This is a genomic window from endosymbiont of Lamellibrachia barhami (assembly GCF_011947365.2).
Lineage (GTDB): Bacteria > Pseudomonadota > Gammaproteobacteria > Chromatiales > Chromatiaceae > QGON01.
Window position 1 is genome coordinate 1,156,256 of record NZ_JAAVSH020000001.1, and the last position, 23,044, is coordinate 1,179,299.

Consider the following 23,044-nt stretch of genomic DNA (forward strand, 5'->3'; position numbering starts at 1 on the left):
GGAAGGAAAGTTTCCCACCAAGCCCAAGCCTTATCTGATCGACCAGGAGTTGGATGGACGTGCGGCCATCAGCCGGATCAACCGACTGGAATTCGACCCCGAGGCAGGCCGGTCGTTGTTGGATGCCGCCATCGAAACCGGCCGTAAGCACCAGGTTCGCCGCCATCTTGCAGCGATTGGATTTCCGGTGGTGGGTGACCGGTTGTATGGTAAGGCGCAGCCGGGAGAGGATCTGCGGTTGCAGGCGAGTTACCTGAGTTTCATCTCTCCGATAACCGGAGAAAAGAAGGTCTATTCATCTCATGATTCTTGATGGCACACCGTAGGCTGGTTCAAGCGCAGCGGAACCGGCGGATCTGCCAGCTTTCCAGGCAACGTCCTCTTAATCCACCCTCGTCTGCACCAGAATACGACCACGCACCTCTCCTTTCAGCATCTCGTCAAACACTTCAGGCAACTGCTCCAGATGGATGACCCGGTCGACGATGTCGTCAAGATGTTTTGGATGTAAGTCGGTGGCAAGCCGCTGCCAGATCTTGTTGCGCAGGGCATGGGGGCAATCGGCGGAGTTGATGCCGAGCAGGCTGATACCTCGCAGGATGAAAGGCATAACGGTGGTGTTCAATTCGATACCGGCTGCCAGCCCGATGGCGGCGATACTGCCCCAGGGTTTGACTGTTCGGGTCAGTCCCGCCAGGGTTTCGCCGCCGACATTGTCCACCGCGCCGCCCCAGCGTCCCCTTTCCAGGGGATGTGAGCCGAGTTGCAGCGCATCACGGGAGAGCACCTGGGACGCCCCGATCAGTTTGAGATAGTCGTGTTGATCGTCCTTGCCGGTGACTGCAGTCACTTCGTAACCGGCGCCGTGGAACAGATTGACCGCAAGACTGCCCACCCCGCCGGTTGCTCCCGTGACCAGGATGGGTCCCATCCCCGGCTGCTGTCCGTTGCTCTCCATGCGGTGCAGGGCCAGTGCGGCGGTAAATCCGGCGGTGCCGATGGCCATGGCCTGATAGGGGCCAAGATTATCCGGCAAAGGCACTACCCAGTCGGCGGGAACCCGGAGATATTCGGCGTATCCACCGTCGTGAGTAGAAGAGAGACCGTAGCCGGTGACAATGACCTGATCCCCCTCTTTGAATCGGACGTCCTGGGACTGAACCACGTCGCCGCAACTGTCGATGCCACCGGTGAGTGGAAAATCACGCAGGATCTTTCCTCTTCCCGTTCCCGCCAACGCATCCTTGTAATTGACGCTGGAGAAGCGGGTGCGGATGAGGATCTCACCTTTGGCTGGATCGGTCAGCTCCCGCTGTTCCATCGCAGCGGAGTGCTCTCCGGTCTCGCTGCGATGGATGCGGAAGGCTCTATAGCTCATACAATACAGATGTTGGGTACGAAGGTCTGGTCGGACAGTGGTGGTCGGATATATCCCCGGCTGTCGACGCGTTCCGGCAACACGATCAGTTCAGGGGTCAGATCCTCATAGGGGATCATGCTCAACAGGTGGGAGATGCAGTTGAGCCGGGCATGCTTCTTGATGTCTGAGTTGACCACATACCAGGGCGCCTGTTTGATATCGGTATGGGCGAACATGGTGTCCTTCGCCTTGGAGTATTCGACCCAGCGTTTGCGTGACTCCAGATCCATCGGACTCAGTTTCCAGCGTTTGTGCGGCTCTTCCAGGCGGCTCTGGAAACGGCGCTCCTGCTCTTCATCGGCCACTGAGAACCAGTATTTGAGTACGATGATGCCGGAACGCACCAGCATGCGTTCGAACTCCGGGCAGGAGCGCAGGAATTCGTGATACTCCTCCTCGCTGCAGAATCCCATGACCCGCTCGACGCCGGCGCGGTTGTACCAGCTGCGGTCGAACAGCACCATCTCTCCCGCTGCCGGCAGGTGTGGTACATAGCGTTGGAAATACCACTGCGTGGTTTCGCGCTCGGTAGGCGCCGGTAGGGCAACGACACGGCTGATGCGGGGATTCAGGTGTTGGTTAATGCGCTTGATGACACCCCCTTTGCCTGCGGCGTCGCGGCCCTCAAAGATCACCACGACCTTGAGTCCGGAGAATTTGATCCACTCCTGCAGTTTGACCAGTTCGAGCTGAAGTCTGAAAAGCTCTTTTTCGTAGACGTCGTTTCTTATCTTTTTCGGTTTGGTGGGTTTTGCTTTTTTCTGGGTTGCCACGGCGAAATCCTCCATTAAGGTGTGAGGTTATTTTTGTGCTGAACTTTTTATTATAACTCTTGGGCAGATGTCGTTTGATGATATGTATCAAACGAATTATATGGCACCTGTCATTCGATAATAACAGGTATATCAGCGATTCGACTGCGCCATTCGGCCGGGCCGGTCTCGTGTACTGAGTTGCCCAGGCTGTCCACGGCGACGGTAACCGGAAAGTCGACGACCTCGAACTCACGGATCGCCTCCATGCCCAGCTCTTCGAAAGCGATGATGCGGGAGGCGCGTATTGCCTTGGAGACGAGATAAGCCGCTCCACCAACGGCCATCAGATAGACCGCCTTGTGGCGTTTGATCGCCTCGATGCCGCTGGGGCCACGCTCAGACTTGCCTACCATGCCGATAAGGCCCGTTTGGCCCAGCATCATCTCGCTGAACTTGTCCATGCGGCTGGCTGTGGTGGGACCTGCCGGTCCGACCACTTCGTCACGCACAGGGTCCACTGGACCGACGTAGTAGATGAAACGGTTGTGAAAGTCGACGCCTTTGGGCAGGGGGTCGCCTTTTTGCAGCAGATCGGCAATGCGTTTATGCGCGGCGTCCCGTCCGGTCAACAGCTTACCCGACAGAAGAATGCGATCTCCGGGTTGCCACGCAGCAATATCCTGTTTGGTAAGAGTGTTCAGGTCGACGCGCCGGGCATCGTCCGAGGCCTCCCAGGTAACGGCGGGCCAATCGTCCGGCTGCGGCGGAGTAAGAACGGCGGGGCCGGAGCCATCCAGGGTAAACTCCGCATGACGTGTGGCGGCGCAGTTGGGGATGATCGCCACTGGCAGGGAAGTGGCGTGGGTGGGGAAGTCGCTGATCTTGACGTCGAGTACGGTGGTCAGCCCACCCAGTCCCTGAGCACCTATACCCAATGCATTGATCTTTTCGTAAAGCTCCAGTCGCAGGGATTCGACGGTGTTGGTTGCGCCGCGGGCCTTGAGTTCGTGGATATCGATCGGTCCCATCAACGACTCTTTCGCCATCAGCATGGCCTTTTCGGCGGAGCCCCCGATACCTATACCCAGCATGCCGGGAGGGCACCAACCAGCGCCCATTTGCGGGATCTGCTCCAATACCCACTCCACCAGTGAAGCCGATGGGTTGAGGATGGCGAAACGGGTCTTGTTTTCAGAGCCGCCACCCTTGGAGGCAATCTTGACCTCGATGCCGTCACCGGGAACCAGTTCGGTATGAACGATGGCGGGGGTGTTGTCTTTGGTGTTGAGACGCGCCCCGGCGGGGTCGGTTACCATCGAGGCCCGCAATATGTTGTCGGGATGGGCGTAGGCGCGGCGAACGCCCTCATCAACCATTTCAGTGATGGAGATGCTGCTATCCCAGCGAACATCCATTCCCACTTTAAGAAACACCACCACCATGCCGGTATCCTGGCAGATGGGACGCTTTCCTTCGGCACACATGCGGGAGTTGACCAGGATCTGCGCCATCGCGTCCTTGGCGGCGGGAGACTCTTCCCGTTCCCAGGCTTTACCCATCGCCTTGAGGAAGTCTGTCGGATGGTAGTAGGAGATGAACTGCAGGGCATCAGCGATGCTGTCGATAAAGTCATCCTGGCGGATCAGCGTCATGGATAGAACCCCATATTTGATTGATTGGGATAGTTGTTTGTAAGAGTAAGGTACATCAGAGCGCGAGTCCTTGCATCCCTGTTCCGTATTGTGAGATAAGTTACGCGCCCGCCCCCGCACCTCAGTGTTCGCCTACACCTGCAACATTAGCCGTGCCGGCTCCTCCAGATTCTCTTTGATATTGACCAAAAACTGCACAGCATCCTTGCCATCGATGATTCTGTGGTCGTAGGAGAGTGCGAGATACATCATGGGGCGGATGACGATTTCGCCGTTTTCCGCAACCGGCCTATCCTGAATGGCATGCATACCCAGGATTGCGCTTTGGGGGGGATTGATGATTGGTGTGGAGAGCATGGAGCCGAAAACGCCGCCGTTGGTGATGGAGAATGTTCCGCCGGTGAGTTCATCGTAACTCAGGGTCCCTGCCATCGCTTTCTCACCAAAGTGACGGATCTGTTGCTCTATTTCGGCAAAACTGAGTTGATCGGCGTCCCGCAGTATCGGCACCACCAGGCCGCGGGGTGAAGAGACCGCAATGCCGATGTCGAAGTAGCCGTGGTAGATGATGTCGTTTTCGTCCACCGAAGCGTTGACTACCGGAAAACGTTTGAGTGCTTCGACAGATGCCTTGACGAAGAAGGACATATAGCCGAGCCGCACATCGTACTGTGTTTCAAAGGTTTCGCGGTATTGACTGCGCAGCAGTTTTATCTCGTGCAGATCGACTTCGTTGAAGGTGGTGAGGATGGCTGCGTTCTGCTGGGCCTGTAGCAGACGTTCTGCCACCCGTTTCCGCAGACGGGTCATGGGTGCCCGCTGTTCCGGTCGCTCTCCGCCGGGAATGGAGAGAAGGGGTGTAGATGGCTGCAGCGGTGGTTTTTTGTTTTCCGTCGCCGGTGGGGGAGTCTGCTCCCGTATATATGCCTCCACATCGGCTTTGAGGATGCGGCCGTTCTTGCCGCTGCCTTTGATAAGGTTCGGTTCGATGCTGTTCTCCTTGACCAGGCGGCGTACCGCGGGTGTCAGCACCGGCATTGATTCTGCTTTCGATTCGGCCTCTCCTTGCTTGACTGGGGGTGTTGCGCCAACTTCCACGATGCCCAGCACGTCATCCGTCTGTACGGTGTCGCCGGCATTGAAGCGGATCTCTTTCAATATGCCGTCTTCTGGTGCCGGCACTTCGAGCACCACCTTGTCGGTCTCCAGGTCGAGCAGGGTTTCGTCTCTGCTGACGCGGTCACCGGCTTTTTTGTGCCAGGTCAGGATAGTGGCATCCGCCACTGACTCCGGGAGTTCGGGTACGCGAAGTTCTATGCTCATCAATTGTCTGCTTCCGTCGTTGTCATGGGGCGAGGAAACTTGCGGCGATTTGCAGCTCCGCAGCTCAACCCAGGTTAGACAGGCTCCTTTGGTTCATGTCGGGATTGATCCTGCCGCTGAGTGCCTCATCAATCAGGGTCTCCTGCTGTTTTATATGCAGGGGACGATAGCCGACGGCTGGTGCCGCTGCGGTTTCACGGCCTACGTAATAGAGTCTCTTTCCCGCCTGGAGATGGGTGCGGAAACGGTGTTTTATCTGGTCCCATGCGCCTTGGTTCTGCGGCTCTTCCTGACACCAGATGAGGTCCCTGGCTTGTGGGAAGGGGGCGATAGCCTTGTTGAAATACTCAAGCGGAAACGGATAGAGCTGTTCGATACGCACGATGGCCACGTCTCCCAAAGAGCGGGTGCGGCGCGCCTCCAGCAGCTCATAGTAGACCTTGCCGCTACACATCACGATGCGGACCACCTCATCGGGGTTCAACTTGTCGAGCTCACCGATAACCGGTTCGAAACCGCCCTCGGTGAAGGTCTGAATGGGAGAGGTGGCCAGACGGTGACGCAACAGACTCTTGGGCGTCAAAACGATCAGTGGTCGGCGCAGAGGGCGCAGGATCTGCCGCCGCAGCATATGAAAGACCTGGGCGGGAGTGGTGGGTACACAGACTTGGATGTTGTGGTTGGCGCAGAGTTGCAGATAACGTTCGAGCCGGGCGGAAGAATGTTCCGCCCCCTGGCCTTCATAACCGTGTGGCAGCAGCATCACCAGTCCGCACATCAGTCCCCATTTTTCACCGGCGGATGAGATGAACTGGTCTATGACGACTTGGGCGCCGTTGGCAAAGTCGCCGAATTGTGCTTCCCAGAGGGTGAGTGCATTGGGCTCGGCGCTGGCGTAGCCGTATTCGTACCCCAGCACGGCCTCTTCGGAGAGCAGAGAGTCGATGACGAGAAAGTTCGCCTGATTCTCCTGCAGGTTTTGCAGAGGGATATAGGGTTCGCCGTTGACCTGATTGTGCAGCGCGGCGTGACGGTGGAAGAAAGTGCCGCGCCCCGCATCCTGCCCTGAGAGACGGACTGGGCAGCCCTCGGTGAGCAGTGAGGCGTAGGCGAGGGTTTCACCAAAGCCCCAATCGACGAGCTGATCGCCACTGGCCATGCGACGCCGTTCACCCCAGATCTTCTCCAGTCTGGGGTGCAATTCAAAATCTTCAGGGATCTGCAGCAGTTGCTCGGAGAGGTTTCTAAAACACTCAGGCGAAATGCGTGTCTTGGTGGGGTGATCCCAATCGGTTTTGCCAAATGGATGCCAGTTTACATGAAAGATGTTTTTCAGGGCGCAGATCACCGGCCGTGAGACTACACGGCCCTGTTCCAGGGAGCTGCGATAGTTCTCCACCATGGCCAGTGCCTGCTCCGTCGTTATGACGGAGTCGGCGATCAGGTGTTCCGCATAGCGGGACCGCACGGTGGGATGACGGCGGATTTTTTTGTACATCTCCGGCTGGGTCACCGAGGGTTCGTCCGCCTCGTTGTGGCCGTGGCGGCGGTAACAGACCATGTCGATCAGGACGTCCTTGCTGAAACGGAAACGGAAATCGAGGGCGAGGCGTGTGACAAACAGCACTGCCTCCGGATCGTCGCCATTGACATGAAAGATAGGTGCCTGAACCATCTTCGCCACATCGGTACAGTAGGTGGTTGAGCGGGTATCCAACGGGTTGCTGGTGGTAAAACCGATCTGGTTGTTGATGATGATATGAACCGTGCCGCCGGTGGTGAAACCTCGTGTCTGGGAGAGGTTGAGGGTCTCCATCACCACCCCCTGACCGGCAAAGGCGGAATCTCCGTGGATCAGCACCGGCAGCACCTGTTCGCCGGTGCGGTCGCCACGCCGTCGCTGACGGGCGCGCACCGAGCCCTCGATGACCGGATTGATGATCTCCAGATGGGAGGGGTTGAAACCGAGAGCAACGTGCACGATACCACCAGGCGTGTCGATATCGGTGGAGAATCCCATGTGGTACTTGACGTCACCGGAACGGCGCTGCAGATCGGCCTCGACCCGCCCCTCGAATTCGGCAAATATCTCCTGGGGCGGTTTGCCGAGGATGTTGGTCAGAACGTTGAGGCGGCCACGGTGCGCCATGCCGATAACCATCTCCCCAACACCATTTTTTCCGGCGTGCTGGATCAGCTCGTCCAACAGTGGAATCAGGCTCTCGCCACCCTCCAGCGAGAATCTTTTCTGTCCGACGTAGCGGGAGTGCAGATACTTTTCGATCCCTTCAGCCGCAGTCAGCAGCGTCAAAAGCCAAAGTTTGTCATCGATCTGCATGGATGACTGATTGCTGAGGTTTTCGATGCGCTCCTGAATCCACCGCTTCTGCACCGTATCGGTCATGTGCATATACTCAGCACCGATACTGCCGCAGTAAACCCGCGTCAGCAGGTCGATGATTTTACCCAAAGGCATACGCTCAGGGGCGGCAAGGGAACCGGTGTTGAAGACGGCGTCGTCTCCAATATTGTCGAGTTGGAGGAAGGCAGGATCCAGGTCTGGCACATACTCCGGATCCCGCAGTTGCAGTGGATCCAGATTGGCATTCTGATGGCCGCGCACGCGGTAGCCGTTAATCAAACGCAGCACAGCGGCCTGTTGTTCAGCGGCGGCGGGGGAGAGGCATGTCTGAGAGACTCTTGCTGCCGTGGGGCGCTCCCTGGCCAGTCTCAGAAAATGCGCCTGGATGGGCTGGTGAGCCACCTCACGTGAGGAGGACTGTTTTAACAAGCCAAAGTGGTGTCGCCAATCCTCCGGCACACTGTTCGGATCCTGCAGAAAACGTTCGTAGAGTCCTTCAATAAATGCGGCATTGCCACCGTAGTAGGCGGAGGATGATTTTAAACGATCCAGCAGCGCAGGCATGCTCATCCCGAAAGAGTGTTAGAAATGTTCACAAAGTCGTGTTGGTTTTCTTCTATATTGCTATAGGATGTTAGCACAGGGATCAGAATCGACAGGGTTGGTCGATGACGACGGCTGAATGTAGAGATATGGCGAAAAAGAAGTCTAAAAAGAGATCATCCTGGATCGATCTGAATCCGGTCTCACTGGAAGCTGATGTCGCCTATTTTGAGGCGAGGCTGGAGTTGGTCGGAACCCCGGCGACATACTATCAGGCCGCCCAGCTGAAAGCTTACAAAGCCCTTGAAGAGGCGCTGTCCGAGACCCTCGGTCGGCTTAGAGGCAGTGAGAAATAAGTATAATTTCCAGCAGCTTGCTGCGAAACGTTCGTAGGAACGGCGTCCTCGCCGCGATTTGCCCATCTACACTAATATTCAGTGCTGCCAGACGCCCAGACGCCGTTGTCTGGCCTGCTGCTCTGCTGTTCGGTAATGGTCGAGCATCTCGCGATCCAGTCCCTTCTCACTCTTCGCTCGCGCCAACCCCGACTGAATCAAACGCAGGTTCATATTCGCCCCAGCCCGGTAAACTGTTCCAATGATGACCCCGAGAGGGTTCAGAGTCCGGTATTCGATGGTGACGACCTGACCCGCAAGCAGGGAGTGTAGCTGTCGTTTGGCGTCTCTGCCTGCGCTGGAACCTGTATCGGGCACAGCGATACCCTTGAGAATGATGTTCCGGAATTTGCCATCGTCGGTGGAGACGGTAATCTGGTTGCCGGTCAGTACGGCAAAGACCCGTCCATCAATCGTGGCGGATTGGATCGGAAGGGAAAGCACCAGCAGCAGGACTGACAAGACGAGGGCTTTGATGCGTTTTTTTGTCATCGAAAAGCGCCTCCCTATCCCGCTTATGCGTATTTACAGTTGATCTTTATTATATCAGGCACTATTGACATGGCTTCAAACAATAGGGGACGCACCACGTTTTCCGTGCGTCCCCTATTCTTAAAAATACCACTTTCAATTTAGTCTTATTAAAGTTTTTTATTCCTGTGCCGATAGTCAATCTTGAGTGCCATATTGGCGACGATAGGTTGTCCTTTATCAATCGGCACGAGTAAAAAACTGAGGATACGGATATGAATAATCGAGTTGCTTCCAGTGTTGCCGCCATGTTGGTTGCGGTTGCTTTTTCTACAACTACTCTGGCCGAGAAGCAGCTGATCGTAGGCGCGGGGCCTTCAACCAAGGTGGTTCAGCTGTTTGCTGAGAAGTTCGCCAGCGATCCGGCGGCGGTAGGCTATCAGTTCGAGGTTCCTCCCCGTTCGGCAAAACACGCCGGCGGTATAAAGGCTTCATCCAAGTACCTATTCGGCCGTACCGGACGGCCGCTGAATGACAAGGAAAAAGGGAAGAACAAGGGTGAGATCGTTCTTGCCCGTATTCCGATTGCCTTTGCCACAGGATCAAGTACCGGCGTCTCCAGTTTGAGTATGTCGCAGATAGAGGATCTGTTCAGCGGAAAGATCGCTGACTGGGGTGGTGTTGGCAGTTCCGGAGGAGCAGTGGTCCTGGTCGGCCGCGAACCAACCGAGGCGCTGTTTACTGTACTCAGGGGGGCCAACCCCTCATTTAAAGATGCAAAATTCGATAAGGTCTTCAGGAAAGATCATCAGGTGGTCAAATTCCTCCAGGCCACGGAAGGGGCCAATGCAATTGCATTTGGTGCGCGGCCTAACTTCGGTGAAATCAATGTGATCAAGGTGGACGGATTCTCTGCCGGTGTGGCGGTTGGCCTCGTGTATGACTTGAAAAACAAGGAGCACCCACTGGTCATGGCGGCGCTGAACTTTGCCGCTACACCCGCGTGGGCAGATACCGTTAAACAGGCTGGGCTGTTGCCTCCCAGATAGGAACAGGCTCACCTCTCCTCCTGGATGCCGCGAGTAACACTATGAAGATCAATCTGAACAGCCTCACCATCAAATTCATTGCCTTCCTGATCCCCATAATGGCACTCATACTCGGGGCCAGCAGCTATTACAATTTTCAGTCCACCAAGCAGGCTTTGGAAGGGGCCATGGACTCCAAGGCCGAATCCAAGCTGACCAGTCTGGTGTCCATTGCCTCCTATTACCTGCAGAATTTTGAGACCGACCTGGTGAACGAGATGGTGACCAATGTCCAGGCCGAGGAGGAGGTTATTTTCATAGCCGTGAGAAATGGCGAAGGGAAAGTCGAGTATGGTGAGTTCACCGAACAAGGGAGTGCTCGAGTCTATCAAAAAGCGATTCCCTCGCCAGACGGGGATCTGGGTAGTATTGAGATCGGATTGGATACGACCCAGCTTGTGGCTACCTTGCGCAGCCTGCTGATCACCAGTATTTCAATCCTCCTATTTGTGATTCTCATTTTGTCGATCTCAGTTGTGCTGTTCTTCCGTAAGAAAATCATCTCCCCGGTGGATTCGATCAATCAGGCGATGCAAAGAATGGAAAGCGGTGATTTGAGCGGGCGGCTCGCTGTGGACTCCCGGGATGAGATCGCTGAATTGAAGCTTCACTTCAACAATATGGCTGATTCACTTGCTGATCTGGTGAATTCCATCAAGGGGAACAGCTTGCAGATGGAGCAGTCAGCCCTTCAGGTCGCAACCATCTCACAAGAGATCAATGCGCTGGCGGATAACGAAGATCAGAGTTCCACTGAGGTCGCCGCCGCTTCCTCGGAGCTGTTGAGTATATCCGAAAACGTCGCGAATCTGGCCATAAAGGCCACCGAACTGGCGGAGAAGGCCGATCAACAGGCGCGTACCGGTTTGCAGGCGGCACAAGACAATATCAGCGAAATGGAGAGCACGGTGGAGGATGTCAATCACGCATCTGTCGAGATGGGTGAACTTGGCCAGACTGCACAGAGCATTCACGCAATCGTGGACACTATTCAGAGTATCGCTGAGCAGACCAATCTGCTGGCTCTCAACGCCGCTATCGAGGCCGCGCGTGCAGGGGAACAGGGACGAGGGTTTGCGGTGGTAGCGGACGAAGTGCGAACCCTGGCAGCTAGAACCACCAACTCAGTAGGTGAGATCACGGGGATTGTCAATCAATTATCCGAGAAGGTGGACGGCGCGGGCCGCTCGTTGAGTGCGGTGGTTGAAAGGGTGCATTTTGGGCAGCGCCAAGCCTCCATCTCGGCACAGAGTATCCAGTCCATTACGGAAGATATCTCATCGGCATCCCAGGCCAACACAGAGATCGGCGATGCCACAAACAAGGAACTTCAGCAGCAGGGTATTCTGCGGGAACGGCTGGACGGCCTCATCAACAGCATGAGCGAGAGTGCAGCCAAGGCCGGCACCATGGCCAAGGTGGGAGATGACCTCTACCATAGCATAGAAGATCTCAACCATCTGTTGGGACAGTTTTCTCTCGATGCGGCCAGCGAACAATAGGGGACGCACCACGCCTTCCGTGCAGAACAACCTCTTTCACTATGTTTAGCGCTTCCTGAGGTAATTGACCGCCTTGAACTGAAGCGCCAGCTCATCGGTATGTCTGCGTTCCCGTTCTTCCAAATGGCAAGAAGTCGGTGCTGACGTGCCGCGCCAAGGCGGATAGTAGCCATAGAGAAGCCTCACTGTGCCAGGAGTGTGCCAATGAGGAATTCTTTGGAGGGGTGTTCAAGCTGAGTGCTTGATAAATATGGCGTCCCAGAGAGGATTCGAACCCCTGACTTCCTCCTTAGGAGGGAGGCGCTCTATCCTACTGAGCTACTGGGACTGGGCGGTGAATTATACAGTCGCCAGAAGGTTCTGACTATTCGGCTTTGTCCCGGCTTGGGTGGTGGATCCGCTACGCTTGATCCCCCCTACATCTTTGAGGGTGTATTCGTGAGCTTGGTTTTATTAAATGCAGTGGATCAGGTGACGGCGGCGGAGTCTGAGCGACTCCGCCACATGAAGGCGGGTCATTTTTGCGTCATCCAGCGCAAGGCGTTTTCTGGCAGAGTGTCTCAAGCCATTGGGCCTTGAATTGTTCCTTGAGTCTGCAGGGCAAACACCGGTTGAATTCACCGAGAGCGGTGACGCTTGCCCCTGTGGCGATCAAGGTCCAGAAGACGAATTCCACCCAAGGGTAGTAGATAATGTTCTCGGCGCCATAGGTCATTACGGCGAAAAGCCCGAAGATGGTGGCGGCAATCAAACCAAACAAAATAGGTAACATGGCAAAATCCTCATAGTTGTTGCTCGTGGGTTAGTATATTAGCATTTACTAAATAACTTTCAAGTATTCTGATTCATTAGTGTGATATTGGTTCCCGCTTTATTGTGATGGAGTGCGGGTTTTGCCGCCATTTTCTGCAGGATATTGTCATTTTACTGACTCATATGCAGATTGAATCCACGAGACGTTGAAATACGTACATTTGAAAGGGTTGCTGTATCATTGCTGCCCTGATGAAATTCCATCTCCACCAGCCGATTAAACGACGAACCGATGCTCGATACCTCCCATCTTCTCAAACCTACCAGTTTTCCTTCCCTGCAGCGGGGCCGTCTGGAGACTCTGCAGGTCAATCTTGGGCTGCGCTGCAACCTCTCTTGCGTCCACTGTCATGTGAATGCGGGACCCAATCGTACGGAAGAGATGTCCCGCGAGACGGTTGAAGATGTCCTGGCCTTTCTGCGCAAGCACAGGATGAAGGCGCTGGACCTGACTGGCGGCGCCCCTGAGCTCAATCCCAACTTTCGCTATCTGGTGGAAGAGGCGACAGGGATGGGCGTGCATGTGATCGACCGCTGCAATCTGACGGTTCTGGAAGAGGAGGGACAAGAGCAGCTGGCAGACTTTCTTGCCTACCATCGGGTGGAGGTGGTTGCCTCACTGCCCTGCTACCTGGAGGAGAATGTCGATGCCCAGCGCGGCAAGGGTTCCTATGACGCCAGTATCCGAGCTTTGCAGCGGCTGAATGGGCTGGGTTACGGCATGACCGGCAATAGCCTGCTGCTCAATCTGGTCTACAATCCGCAGGGAGCCTCGCTGCCACCCCCTCAAGGTCCATTGGAGGCTGACTACAAGCGACAGCTGGTCGAGCGCTTCAACATCATTTTCAATCAGTTGCTCACCATCACCAACATGCCGATCAACCGTTTCGGCAGCCTGTTGCAATCGAAGGGAGAGTTTCAGAGCTACCTGCAACTGCTCAGGGACGCCCACCAGCCTGCCAATATTGAGTCGGTCATGTGCCGTCATCTGATCAGTGTCGACTGGCAGGGCCGTGTCTACGACTGCGACTTTAACCAGATGCTCGACATGCAGCTGGAGAGTGGCGAGGTGAAACGCCCCACACTGCGTGACCTGATCAACCACGATATCGATGGTTGGCCGATTCAGGTGGCTGAGCACTGTTACGGCTGTACCGCCGGGCAGGGCAGTAGTTGTGGTGGCGCCCTGGATTAAATGGTGCCGGAGTACCTGCACCCCGATGGGGGGATTCTGTTGTTTGCCAAGGCGCCTCGGCCTGGAGAGGTGAAGACCCGTCTGATCCCTGCGTTGGGGGAGGCGGGCGCCACTGCTCTCTATCAGCGTCTGTTGGAGCGTTTGGTCAATAATTTGTCTGAGGATCAGGTCGCCCCAATCGAACTCTGGTGCGCCCCTGATACCGGACATACTCGACTGCAACGCTTCCACAGTGAGTTCGATATCCCTCTCCATCAGCAGCAGGGTGAGGATCTTGGTGCGCGGATGGCCTATGCCGCTGCTCAGGCGTTACAACGTCGTGCGTATATCGTGTTGATTGGCGTCGATTGTCCCGCCTTGACCGCCGAGATAATGGGACAGGCACTGCAGTCGCTCAGGCGTGGTTCAGATGCGGTGCTGATTCCGGCAGAGGATGGGGGCTACGTTCTGTTGGGACTGCGACGCACAGCTGAATGCCTGTTCCAGGGCATATCCTGGGGTGGTGAGAGAGTGGCAGAAGCGACCCGGCAGTGTCTGGATGAGCTTGGCTGGCAGTGGGAAGAACTCCCCGTGCTTTGGGATCTTGACCGACCTGAAGACCTGCCCCGACTGCAAGAGTTAGGGTTAGACTCGAATGGCGTTGATTTAAAGTACAAAACAGCAACAATCAACCGTTTGGGTAGGTTGGGTTAGGCCGTTTTTTGGCCGTAACCCAACAATATGCGCCATTCTTGTCGTGTTACGCTACGCTAACACGACCTAATGTTTTTTAAGGTATTCGGTAAATTATCGACAATAATAACCGTGTAGCATCCTAAGCCTTGCCAAAAGAGTTTGAGTGGTTGTCGGAGCGCGACTCCCCTGACGGACCATAGGTCTTCTGGCCCGTGGTGACACCGCGCAGGATATCGATGGCCTGGCTGACCTGCCGTTGGTTGAGACTGAGGATATCGCCGTTGACCTCATTCTGCTTCTGGCAGGTTTCAATCAATTGTTCAAACTCTTCCCACAACTGACGAGCCGAGTCAGGTTCGGGAAGTTGTTGCAATAACTGTTCACTCCCCTCCCGGTTGGGCTGCAGATCGAGATGTAGCAACAAGCGATTATGTTTTACCACGGCAGTTTCCAGCACTGCCATCTGCTGCTGTTTCTCTGCAGTGAGTTGTTCAAGGGGTGCGGAGGATGTCCCCTGCAACAGCTTGTGCTCCCGCAGCAATATATCCAGCAGTCGCCGACTCTCATCGATCTCCGACTGCAGGAGTACGGAAAAATCCTCCTGGAGGCTGGTGGGATTGTTCACCTTGAATTCACCCCCGGGTTACGGGAGTGCGCGCTCCATGAATAGCAGATTCTCAGCCGAATTTTCAGGATCGATAATAAAACTGCCGGTCGCCAGCGCGCGCTGGACACTCTCCACTCGTTGAGCATCGACCACCGGCATCTGAGAAATTTCATGCTCCAGTGACTGTAGCTGGGTTGCCGACCGGGTCAGACTGACGCTATCGCTCTGGGCGGTGGCTGCACTCCGGGTACCGCTTGCGGTGGAGGCCGATGTCTGGCTGGCAGAAGTACTCTCGACTGCGTTTTGCAGTGCGCCTCTGGATAGACTGTTGATCTCGATTGCCATGATTCACCTTTGGTTAGACCATTACTGGAGAAATGCCGGGCGGATGCTGGTGTGACACGACTGTGTTATCACCATACTCCGTTCAGTGTTTCCCTAGAGCAATACGTAACTGAACTAGCATAACAAACGGCCTTATACTCACCGATACTGCTACGACACTATCGGCATTGGCCACATGCTTCTGGCTACCGATTCAGCCGCAGACTCTGTGCACTCATGCCTGAGGCGGCAGTATCAAAAATCTTGAACATGGACATAACTATTCACTTAATGGCTGAGCGCAGGCCACTCACCTTTGCCATTGAGAAAACGCGCAGACTTGCCTGGTACTCCAGGGAATTGGAAGAACGCGGTGTGCTCGCCTGTGTCCACTGTATTGCCATCCAGAGAAGGCTGGAGTAAACGATAGAGCATCTGCGTCGGCGGATCAGACCATTATCTGTCTGAATGTGCTTGGCGTTGGTGGTCTGCATACGCACCGGCCCCGCATCTCACCTGCCAACACCTTGTGGAAATCGAAACTGCTTTATAACTGGTACGGACATTCGCCAGATTGCTGGCGATCACCTCGGCACGGCGGGCACGCAACTGCAGAGCCTGTGGATGGATCCCCAATGCGTCGTCGAAATTCATGAGCGGCTCCGTAGAAAACTGTTCACAACAGAATCTGCAGATATCGTGCCAACTCTATTCTTGATTAGGAACACCGGGGTCAGAGTCAAATTTGATGGGCATCACAGCGCTAAAAACCTTTCACCTCGATCAAATTTGACTCCGACCCCTATTAGGGTAGGGAAAAGCGGCAAATATCCGCCGCCGGGCGGCAAGGATTGCCGGAATGGTTCAGTTCGATTTCAAGCGGTAGGCAATGGCGCCACCAACCATCTGCATCTCAAAACGATCGGTAATCTGTACAAGGGATTCAGTAGAGCCCAGAAAGAGATAACCACCGGGATTGAGGGAGTGCGCCATGCGCTCCACAATCTTTTTCTTGAGGTCTGAGGAGAAATAGATCAGCACATTGCGGCAAAAAATAGTGTCGAATCGTCCCAGTGACGCATAATTGCCGTTGAGATTGAACTCCCTGAACCTGACACGTTGACGAATCTCCGACTTGACCTCCAGACAACTGTTGTTTTCTCTGGGGGTGAAATAGCGTTGTTGTTGCTGAGCATCAAGCCCCCGATTGATGGACAAACCGCAGTAGATGCCCTGCCGCGCCTCTTCGAGCACTCTGCTGGAGATGTCAGTCGCCAGGATCTCGACCCCCCGATTTCGACGGCCAGGAGACTGTTTCCAGTAGTCCTGCACGGCCATGCTGAGCGTATAGGGTTCCTGCCCACTGGAGCAGGCAGCGGACCAGATCCTGACCGGACTGCCGCCCTTTTGATCGAGTTCAGGCAATATCCTTTCGCGCAGCATGCTGAAATGCCCCGGATCACGAAACCAGAAGGTCTCGTTGGTGGTCATCGCATCGATCACCCGAATCTTCAGTCCTCTCTGGCCAGGCGCCTTGAGCCGTTTGAGCAGCTCGCCCAGGGAGCCCACCTCAAACTCCGCCATCAAACCATTCAAGCGGCTGGCAACCAGATACTCTTTGCCGTCACCCAGCAAAATACCGCAGGCCTCCTGCAGAAAGGTCTGAAAGGCCAGATAGTCACGAGAATCGATAGACGCTTTCAATGCGATACCCGCATCCTTCAGCCCGCTTTTGCTACCTTTAAAGCCTGGAGACGTTCACCAACCATCGCCATCAACTCATCAGGTACAAACTTGGCTAGAAAATGGTCTGCACCGACACGTTGCACCATCGACTCGTTGAATACACCACTCAGAGAGGAGTGCAGCACAACATGAAGTGCGGCCAGCTTCGGATCCTGCCTGATTGCCGTCACCAGCGCATATCCGTCCATCTTCGGCATCTCGATATCTGAGATAACCATCGCCAGGCGGTCGGTAATCTCTCCCGCTTCCCCTGACCAAATCTGTAACTGTTGCAGCGCCTCTCTGCCATCATTCTTGAACACACTCTCGATGCCGATCTGATCCAATACCCGCTTGATCTGCTTGCGCGCCACTACCGAATCATCCACTACCAGGATCTGCCTCTGCAGATCAAATCCGGAGTTTTCCACCTTACCACTGGCCTTCTCCTCAATCTGGAGAACCTCACTCAGTACTTTTTCCACATCGATGATTTCAACCAATTCATCATCCACCCGGGTGACGGCGGTCATGTAGCTTCCCCGGCCAAGACCCACTGGCGGAGGCAGGATATCCTCCCAGTTCATATTCACAATCCGATCAACGGAGCCGACCAGAAAACCGAGCTGACGGCGATTATATTCCGTCACGATCACATAATACTCTTTCGGGTCGCCCATCATCGGGCCGCCGATAGCATGCGCGAGATCCATCACTGGGATATTCGCACCCCGCAGGCTTGCCACCCCTCGAATGACAGGATTCGCACCAGGCACTTCAGTCAGCGGCGGGCAATGCACAACTTCTTTAACCTTGAAAACATTGATGCCAAAACGTTGACGCCCACGCAGTCGAAACATCAACAGCTCCAGCCGATTCTGCCCCGCCATCTGGGTTCTTAGATCGACACCATCCAGTACACCCGCCATATTACCTCCTGAATCAAACTCTCGGGAATTTCGTGATTATCCTTCTGTCTAAAGTGGCGGCTGCGGCAACAATATCTTTAGTTTGGCAGGTCAAACCAGTAACCAGTTGGTTTCGTAGGCTTGATCAAGCGTAGCGGATCAGGCAAAAAAAGCTCAGTGTTTGCCTGTTCCACAAACCTGAACAGATCTACAAGCCCCTTTGGGTAATTACGGCATGGTTGTTGCTATATTTTTATTGGAACAGCAAACAACCCGGACTTGAGATGAAAACAATCCCCAGCGACACTATCTTTAGATGGAGCACATTGACGCTACTGACCATCCTGCTCTGGAGCTTCAGCCAGGCATGCTTTGCGTCCGTAGATCCAAAGCAGCAATCACATGCATCCATTCAGGAAGCCGTGCGCACTTTTTTGCGGCATCAGACGGCAGACCTGGCGCAAAAGATTACCATCGAAGTGGCAAGGCTGGACCATCGTTTAAGGCTTTCTCTCTGCGACGAGACGTTGGAAACCTTCAATCCACCAAGTGCAAAAAAACAGGGTAAAACCACGGTTGGAGTACGCTGCGCAAAACCAAACCCCTGGACGCTCTACGTCTCAGCCAACATAGGTGTCACCGGCAGAATAGTGGCGGCAAAACGGGATATGGCACGGGGCCAGGCCATCACTCTCGACGACGTGGTGCTGGTGGAGAGAGACCTCAACCACCAGCTGCGCGGACATTTCGATTCTCTGGATCAGGTGGTAGGCAGAACACTCAAACGCGCCATTCGCCGCGACAGGGTTGTCACACCCAATCTGCTGGTTGTGAAAAAGACGGTAAGACGGGGGGAGGAGGTCACAATCCTGGCCGGAAACGGATCCATCCAGGTGCGGGTAAAAGGAAGGGCGCTGTCCAATGGCAATCCCGGTGACCTGATCAAGGTGCAGAATCTTGCTTCGAAAAAAAAGCTGCAGGTTCGTATCCTCTCCGCCGGACTCGTAAAGGCCGATTGACGCCTGATGACTTTAATTCCCGATCCATGAAATAAAACATCAAATCATTACTAAAGTATTCAGGAGACCTGCCGCTGAGGTTTCTAGGGAAACACTGAACGGAGTATGGTGATAACACAGTCGTGTCACACCAGCATCCGCCCGGCATTTCTCCAGTAATGGTCTAACCAAAGGTGAATCATGGCAATTCAAGATCGTAACAGTCGAAGGCTTGCAAAACACAGTCAAGTACTTCACCAACCCAGACACATCAGCCTCCACCACTAAACGGTATTTCCGAAGTACAGCCACCCTTGAAACGTCGCGTCAATTGACCCGGTCAGCGGCAAGCTACAGTCACTGGGGCATGAAGTTTCTAAGATGCCGGTGGTCGATGCTCAACGGTGGAGAGTTGTTACTTCGTTCAGTTACGTACTCATAGACCACCAATGGTGATTACCTGACAAGAGTATCTTGATGAACTTTACGACGCTAGGCTGAACAACCTGAACATCAGATTTATCTGCGCAGCAACAAAATATGATCATGAGGAGACTAGGCAGCAGATGCAAAAACTCACCGAACTTGGTCTTAAAGCAAAGTACCGTTGATCTTTTGTACCGTTTGGAAGCAGATATAGACTACAAAGATATGTTGCGTATCTATGGACGCAACTTTGATACTCCGGCTGCAACCGGGGTGAAACAGTAGGGTCACCAATCAACCTGTTCGCACATCTCCATGTTTGTCACCGTTTTATCACGTTATATCGACTATAACGGTTCTGTCATACCATGCTGCAATCTGCGCTCTGACATTTCCTGAACATCAAGATTGCATTATTGGCAGCAGACCGCAAAGCAGTATTTTTCTGGTTACCAAGTGCCAATGCGGTAACATGGCGGCGTTCCACTTGTCGGCTTTGAAAGAAAGGATGGCCTTTGCAAACACTGCAACTTTGTCCCCTTTACCAAAACGTCAGTAACCACAGCTGTGCAGGACAAGCTGGTAGCGATGTCTAAAACGCGTTGACTCAACACAATGCTTAGTTAGTGTTCGTCCGGAAACCCCATATCTAACCGCAAAGAACGCGAAGAGCGCCAAGGTAAAAGATTGATTACCAATAAATTACCTTCGTGTACTTCGTGCGCTTCGTGGTAAAAAACGGCGTTTCCGGACAGGCACTATTTAGTCAGCGCAGTGCCTCAGTCCAGAAACTGCAACCCTTGCAGTTCCCAATGGTGCAGCAACGCCCTTTCACCCTCCCAATTGTGTCGCCGGCTCGGTTTGTGTCGATGCAATGCATAGTGATAACGCATGTCTGGCACAGATTGCCGCTGAAACCCCGCAGCCTTGAGCCCTTCAGGTGTTCCGAGCAGCTCAATTACCCATGCCAGGCATAAGATACCCGCACTGGGTGGCGCCTTGAGACCTCGTACCAACATTCGCCAAACGCTCAGGGGTACGGTAAGCACCTTCTTATGAGCATCAAGCAGTGAAATAATATTGCCCCAATTGGAAAGATGGTAACGAACATCCGGCCCAATAATAACCACCCATTCGACTGCATCGGCGGCAGGCGGGTACGGGACCCGCAAGTTGGGGGCACAAACCCAAACGTCCAGACGACGACCCACTTCCTGCTGCTGTGTCGTCAGTCTTCCATTCGAAGACTCACATGAAGTTTCGGTAGAAAACCGGTTAAAGCGAAGCACAACATTATAGGTGTCTATGGTATGCCCGATAGCGCTATTCGCCACAGTGGCGGCATTTCCGACCACACAAATGCTGTCACGGTTTGCACTCAGATATGCGGTGAATTCGTCACGCCAAACCTCCTGCTTATTTTGCAAAGTCGCCAGCGTTTTGCCCTCGCTGGAGATCAACTCACCCCGCTGCGCCATCACTACTGCAGCTTGTGGAGAGCTTTCAGCCAAGTCTCTCAGGGCGTCAGAGGGGAAACGATCCAGTGGTACCTCAACTCGACCCTCCAAAAGCCAGTTAAAAACCCGCCGCTGCGTTACAGGATTAAACCTCACAAAAGAGGCATGTAAGGGTTTAAGTAAGCGCGATGGTGCAGTAAAACCCAGATCGCGCCGAAACCTCAGGTAGGCAATCAAATTGGCCAAACTTGGCCGCCTGCGCCATGCTGAATAGAAGCAGGCAAGGGTTGCTTTGTCATATTCACCCTTTTGGCGACGCCAACGCCCTACCGCTGCACTCAGCCACCATGGTGCACAGGATAATGCAGTCCAACTTGTCGGCAATCGCAGCATCAAAATCAACCCATCAACGTTTCTGCAAACTGCAACAACAGCTTTGCCTGCTTATCAACATCGGCAAGCTCAACAGTACGCTGCCTAAGCTCATGCGTCGCCCGCTGGTACTCCGCTTCATTGAGCAGACGCTCCAGATTGTCGATCCACTCTTCGGGTTTTGTTGCAATCCAGGCTCCAGCACTGGAAAAGCGGGCATTATCTGCATTTGAGGAGCAGAAGGTGGGGATGCCCCAATACCCCGCCTCCAGCACTTTCAGAGCCGATTTGCACTGGTTGAAGGGGGTCTCCTCCAGCGGTGCCAGATTCACCCAACTGTTTCGAACACGGGTTTGATACTCGGAAAACGGCACCCGCTCTTCATGTGATATCTGTCGTGGATCGGCATCGATAGAAAACACCAGCGGGCCGGTTATCTGCAATTTGACCTCGGGATGTTCACGTAAAAAGTGCGGCAACGGCTCTCTTATCTGCGCAAAATCACGATGATGGCTCCGCGTACCGGGGAAATAGGTAATAATCCTCTTACCCTCATTTGCTGGTACATCCTGCGGCTCATGCCGCCAGGCCAAGTGCACACCGTTGTGAATGACTTCAACACGGATAGAGGGAAATAAGCGGCGCACATGATTCGCCAGTGGCTCGGTGGAGACGGTAACGCCATCAAACCACGACAGCGCCCGCCGATGAGCCCGAAAACGTCGCCGCGTCACCCTGCGTGAAACCAGCCCATTCAGAACACCCGGTGAACAGTCGACATAAGCTTCGTCAAAGACCAGATCATCGAAATCGGCAATCACCACAACACCACGGAGACGTAACTGCCGGAGCAGGTACCACAACCGAACGGAGGCAATAGGTCGATGGAAAATAGCCGTTTGATGTCCTTCCTTCCATTTGAGTTTCGTCAAATGGGTAAAATGGACATCGTGGCCTTGTTTCGAGAGGGCTTGTCCGAGGTTTTCGCAACGGTAGACGAACGCGGGATCGTTGCGATAGAGATCCGCATTACGGTTACTGGCGACGAATGTAATGTTCTGAATTACCATGTAGCCAATGCACACCCTGTTATGCAAAATGCAATTTAAGATTAAAATTGCATCACTGCTATCCCGTTAACTCCTTAAGAGGCGCACACGCCCACCGACGAGCACAGCAGCATCAGCAAGCACTTTATCAGCAGTAACGATCTTCCAGAGCAACGCGCTCAAACACGTCGCGTCGAAGATCTTCAGAAAAGGTTGTCTCCAACAATTCTGACTGCTCGCCGGTTAATTCACCCATTCGCACCCAACGAGCCAAAGTGGAAGCCACCTCAACCTCCGTTAAGGCGCTGATCACCGGTTTCACCTCATTCTGGATCTCTTCTACTTGCGCAGTTAATTGCTCCTGACGGTATAGCGGCAACAACGCACTGGTATCAAAATAGAGACGAGGATCAGCCACGCTCTTCTCTGAGCTCTCGAATCAGCTTTGTTGATGTAGTCTCGGAGGGGGGCAAGGTATCACGTAATTTCGCCCGAACAGATGCACGCGCCACCCGTGAACTATCTGAACTTGGCTCTGGGGGCGCAAGCCGCGCCACTACCCGACCCCGCCGCGTTATCTCCACCTGCTCCCCATGCTCGACGGCTTTCAACAATTGGCTGAGTTGTTCTCTCGTTTCGCGGACACTGACCTGCATAGTCTATCTCCCCCAATGTAGTCACATTAAAGCGTACACATAATCGCAAGATTATCCAAGTCACGTAACACCCCCATATCCAGGTATTTAAGTAAATTCTGTCTTGAATAAAATGTAACCTGAAGTCACTGATGTCTCACAAATTCCAGCACCTCAGCAACCAGCTCCGCAGCCCGCACAGCACTATCGGCCTCGGCGTAACAACGTAGCTCCGGCGCATTGCCCGATGGACGCAGGTGGACGATGTCACCACTCGCAAAGGTAAGCCGCAGCCCATCAGTCACATCCAGTGCCACAACCGGGCCATAGAGTTGGGTAAGTGGCGCTG

The 23,044-nt window shown here is 54.3% G+C and carries 23 protein-coding genes, 1 tRNA gene and 1 pseudogene; 7 read left to right on the top strand and 18 right to left on the bottom strand.

Annotation, left to right across the window (positions count from 1 at the left end; translation table 11 throughout):
- Positions 1–313, top strand: a 313-nt coding sequence (locus tag G9Q73_RS05210) for a pseudouridine synthase (RefSeq protein WP_246345034.1), incomplete at its 5' end; no start/stop codon positions are given.
- Positions 314–382: 69 nt separating this feature from the next.
- On the opposite strand, the gene G9Q73_RS05215 is transcribed toward G9Q73_RS05210, so the two are convergent.
- The 5 genes from G9Q73_RS05215 to G9Q73_RS05235 form a co-directional block, all read right to left on the bottom strand.
- Entirely contained in the window at positions 383–1,378 is a 996-nt protein-coding gene (locus G9Q73_RS05215) for an oxidoreductase (RefSeq protein ID WP_177418855.1), read from the bottom strand.
- A complete protein-coding gene (gene ppk2 / locus G9Q73_RS05220) occupies positions 1,375–2,193 on the bottom strand; it encodes a polyphosphate kinase 2 (protein ID WP_369408839.1) in 819 nt (272 codons plus the stop codon). Before ppk2 ends, G9Q73_RS05215 begins: the two co-directional genes overlap by 4 nt.
- Positions 2,194–2,303: 110 nt before the next feature.
- Positions 2,304–3,827, bottom strand: a complete 1,524-nt coding sequence (locus tag G9Q73_RS05225) for a fumarate hydratase (protein ID WP_177418857.1) — start codon at positions 3,825–3,827, stop codon at positions 2,304–2,306.
- Positions 3,828–3,959: 132 nt separating this feature from the next.
- Positions 3,960–5,150, bottom strand: a complete 1,191-nt coding sequence (gene odhB / locus G9Q73_RS05230) for a 2-oxoglutarate dehydrogenase complex dihydrolipoyllysine-residue succinyltransferase (RefSeq protein WP_177418858.1) — start codon at positions 5,148–5,150, stop codon at positions 3,960–3,962.
- A gap of 64 nt (positions 5,151–5,214) precedes the next feature.
- The gene (locus G9Q73_RS05235; RefSeq protein ID WP_177421273.1) at positions 5,215–8,076 is read right to left on the bottom strand and encodes a 2-oxoglutarate dehydrogenase E1 component; all 2,862 of its coding nucleotides are present in this window, start codon (positions 8,074–8,076) and stop codon (positions 5,215–5,217) included.
- A 128-nt stretch (positions 8,077–8,204) separates the two neighbouring features.
- Between G9Q73_RS05235 and G9Q73_RS05240 the strand changes: the two genes are divergently transcribed.
- Positions 8,205–8,411, top strand: coding sequence for a fumarate hydratase (locus tag G9Q73_RS05240; protein ID WP_177418859.1), 207 nt, complete (start codon positions 8,205–8,207; stop codon positions 8,409–8,411).
- A gap of 78 nt (positions 8,412–8,489) precedes the next feature.
- Here the strand turns inward: G9Q73_RS05240 and G9Q73_RS05245 are convergent, their stop codons facing one another.
- Positions 8,490–8,942, bottom strand: a complete 453-nt coding sequence (locus G9Q73_RS05245; protein ID WP_177418860.1) for a thermonuclease family protein — start codon at positions 8,940–8,942, stop codon at positions 8,490–8,492.
- Positions 8,943–9,196: 254 nt separating this feature from the next.
- Here G9Q73_RS05245 and G9Q73_RS05250 point away from each other — a divergent pair, with 254 nt between their 5' ends.
- Entirely contained in the window at positions 9,197–9,970 is a 774-nt protein-coding gene (locus G9Q73_RS05250) for a substrate-binding domain-containing protein (protein WP_177418861.1), read from the top strand.
- A gap of 41 nt (positions 9,971–10,011) precedes the next feature.
- Complete coding sequence (locus tag G9Q73_RS05255) at positions 10,012–11,511, top strand: methyl-accepting chemotaxis protein (RefSeq protein ID WP_177418862.1); 1,500 nt, start codon at positions 10,012–10,014, stop codon at positions 11,509–11,511.
- Between the two features lie 251 nt (positions 11,512–11,762).
- Here G9Q73_RS05255 and G9Q73_RS05260 read toward each other — a convergent pair.
- Together G9Q73_RS05260 and G9Q73_RS05265 are read right to left on the bottom strand one after the other, a co-directional pair.
- Positions 11,763–11,839: transfer RNA gene (locus G9Q73_RS05260), tRNA-Arg, on the bottom strand.
- A gap of 198 nt (positions 11,840–12,037) precedes the next feature.
- Positions 12,038–12,283, bottom strand: coding sequence for a hypothetical protein (locus tag G9Q73_RS05265; RefSeq protein WP_177418863.1), 246 nt, complete (start codon positions 12,281–12,283; stop codon positions 12,038–12,040).
- Between the two features lie 273 nt (positions 12,284–12,556).
- Between G9Q73_RS05265 and arsS the strand changes: the two genes are divergently transcribed.
- A complete protein-coding gene (gene arsS, locus G9Q73_RS05270; RefSeq protein WP_177418864.1) occupies positions 12,557–13,519 on the top strand; it encodes an arsenosugar biosynthesis radical SAM (seleno)protein ArsS in 963 nt (320 codons plus the stop codon).
- 3 nt (positions 13,520–13,522) lie between these two features.
- Positions 13,523–14,212, top strand: coding sequence for a TIGR04282 family arsenosugar biosynthesis glycosyltransferase (locus G9Q73_RS05275; RefSeq protein WP_369408840.1), 690 nt, complete (start codon positions 13,523–13,525; stop codon positions 14,210–14,212).
- 121 nt (positions 14,213–14,333) lie between these two features.
- Here the strand turns inward: G9Q73_RS05275 and G9Q73_RS05280 are convergent, their stop codons facing one another.
- The 5 genes from G9Q73_RS05280 to G9Q73_RS05300 all read right to left on the bottom strand — a co-directional run bounded on the left by G9Q73_RS05280 (position 14,334) and on the right by G9Q73_RS05300 (position 17,779).
- The gene (locus tag G9Q73_RS05280; RefSeq protein ID WP_177418866.1) at positions 14,334–14,819 is read right to left on the bottom strand and encodes a flagella synthesis protein FlgN; all 486 of its coding nucleotides are present in this window, start codon (positions 14,817–14,819) and stop codon (positions 14,334–14,336) included.
- A gap of 18 nt (positions 14,820–14,837) precedes the next feature.
- The gene (gene flgM / locus G9Q73_RS05285; RefSeq protein WP_177418867.1) at positions 14,838–15,146 is read right to left on the bottom strand and encodes a flagellar biosynthesis anti-sigma factor FlgM; all 309 of its coding nucleotides are present in this window, start codon (positions 15,144–15,146) and stop codon (positions 14,838–14,840) included.
- Between the two features lie 435 nt (positions 15,147–15,581).
- Positions 15,582–15,779 (bottom strand): flagellar basal body protein, encoded by a 198-nt coding sequence (locus tag G9Q73_RS20355; RefSeq protein ID WP_246345036.1) that lies wholly within the window; start codon positions 15,777–15,779, stop codon positions 15,582–15,584.
- A gap of 210 nt (positions 15,780–15,989) precedes the next feature.
- Entirely contained in the window at positions 15,990–16,829 is an 840-nt protein-coding gene (locus G9Q73_RS05295) for a CheR family methyltransferase (RefSeq protein WP_177418868.1), read from the bottom strand.
- Between the two features lie 17 nt (positions 16,830–16,846).
- The gene (locus G9Q73_RS05300) at positions 16,847–17,779 is read right to left on the bottom strand and encodes a chemotaxis protein CheV (protein WP_177418869.1); all 933 of its coding nucleotides are present in this window, start codon (positions 17,777–17,779) and stop codon (positions 16,847–16,849) included.
- A gap of 263 nt (positions 17,780–18,042) precedes the next feature.
- On the opposite strand from G9Q73_RS05300, the gene flgA reads away from it, so the two are divergent.
- Positions 18,043–18,777, top strand: coding sequence for a flagellar basal body P-ring formation chaperone FlgA (flgA, locus tag G9Q73_RS05305; protein ID WP_177418870.1), 735 nt, complete (start codon positions 18,043–18,045; stop codon positions 18,775–18,777).
- Positions 18,778–19,961: 1,184 nt separating this feature from the next.
- On the opposite strand, the gene G9Q73_RS05310 is transcribed toward flgA, so the two are convergent.
- The 5 genes and pseudogenes from G9Q73_RS05310 to G9Q73_RS05330 form a co-directional block, all read right to left on the bottom strand.
- Positions 19,962–20,693 carry a glycosyltransferase family 29 protein gene (locus G9Q73_RS05310; RefSeq protein ID WP_178941468.1) on the bottom strand — a complete coding sequence of 244 codons (732 nt, stop codon included), beginning with the start codon at positions 20,691–20,693 and terminating at the stop codon, positions 19,962–19,964.
- 344 nt (positions 20,694–21,037) lie between these two features.
- Positions 21,038–22,081 (bottom strand): glycosyltransferase family protein, encoded by a 1,044-nt coding sequence (locus G9Q73_RS05315; RefSeq protein WP_177418872.1) that lies wholly within the window; start codon positions 22,079–22,081, stop codon positions 21,038–21,040.
- 127 nt (positions 22,082–22,208) lie between these two features.
- A complete protein-coding gene (locus G9Q73_RS05320; protein WP_177418873.1) occupies positions 22,209–22,478 on the bottom strand; it encodes a type II toxin-antitoxin system VapC family toxin in 270 nt (89 codons plus the stop codon).
- Complete coding sequence (locus G9Q73_RS05325) at positions 22,471–22,716, bottom strand: type II toxin-antitoxin system Phd/YefM family antitoxin (protein ID WP_177418874.1); 246 nt, start codon at positions 22,714–22,716, stop codon at positions 22,471–22,473. Before G9Q73_RS05325 ends, G9Q73_RS05320 begins: the two co-directional genes overlap by 8 nt.
- Before the next feature lie 125 nt (positions 22,717–22,841).
- Positions 22,842–23,044, bottom strand: a pseudogene (locus tag G9Q73_RS05330) (hypothetical protein); the annotation flags it as partial.

Excerpts from the sequence above, each read along its gene's own strand:
- G9Q73_RS05255 (WP_177418862.1), top strand. The coding sequence starts at position 10,012 with ATGAAGATCAATCTGAACAGCCTCACCATCAAATTCATTGCCTTCCTG.
- G9Q73_RS05300 (WP_177418869.1), bottom strand. The coding sequence starts at position 17,779 with ATGGCGGGTGTACTGGATGGTGTCGATCTAAGAACCCAGATGGCGGGG.
- G9Q73_RS05315 (WP_177418872.1), bottom strand. The coding sequence starts at position 22,081 with ATGGTAATTCAGAACATTACATTCGTCGCCAGTAACCGTAATGCGGAT.
- G9Q73_RS05325 (WP_177418874.1), bottom strand. The coding sequence starts at position 22,716 with ATGCAGGTCAGTGTCCGCGAAACGAGAGAACAACTCAGCCAATTGTTG.
- arsS (WP_177418864.1), top strand. The coding sequence starts at position 12,557 with ATGCTCGATACCTCCCATCTTCTCAAACCTACCAGTTTTCCTTCCCTG.
- flgA (WP_177418870.1), top strand. The coding sequence starts at position 18,043 with ATGAAAACAATCCCCAGCGACACTATCTTTAGATGGAGCACATTGACG.
- G9Q73_RS05215 (WP_177418855.1), bottom strand. The coding sequence starts at position 1,378 with ATGAGCTATAGAGCCTTCCGCATCCATCGCAGCGAGACCGGAGAGCAC.
- G9Q73_RS20355 (WP_246345036.1), bottom strand. The coding sequence starts at position 15,779 with ATGAATTTCGACGACGCATTGGGGATCCATCCACAGGCTCTGCAGTTG.
- G9Q73_RS05245 (WP_177418860.1), bottom strand. The coding sequence starts at position 8,942 with ATGACAAAAAAACGCATCAAAGCCCTCGTCTTGTCAGTCCTGCTGCTG.
- G9Q73_RS05235 (WP_177421273.1), bottom strand. The coding sequence starts at position 8,076 with ATGCCTGCGCTGCTGGATCGTTTAAAATCATCCTCCGCCTACTACGGT.
- G9Q73_RS05240 (WP_177418859.1), top strand. The coding sequence starts at position 8,205 with ATGGCGAAAAAGAAGTCTAAAAAGAGATCATCCTGGATCGATCTGAAT.
- flgM (WP_177418867.1), bottom strand. The coding sequence starts at position 15,146 with ATGGCAATCGAGATCAACAGTCTATCCAGAGGCGCACTGCAAAACGCA.
- G9Q73_RS05265 (WP_177418863.1), bottom strand. The coding sequence starts at position 12,283 with ATGTTACCTATTTTGTTTGGTTTGATTGCCGCCACCATCTTCGGGCTT.
- odhB (WP_177418858.1), bottom strand. The coding sequence starts at position 5,150 with ATGAGCATAGAACTTCGCGTACCCGAACTCCCGGAGTCAGTGGCGGAT.
- G9Q73_RS05250 (WP_177418861.1), top strand. The coding sequence starts at position 9,197 with ATGAATAATCGAGTTGCTTCCAGTGTTGCCGCCATGTTGGTTGCGGTT.
- G9Q73_RS05225 (WP_177418857.1), bottom strand. The coding sequence starts at position 3,827 with ATGACGCTGATCCGCCAGGATGACTTTATCGACAGCATCGCTGATGCC.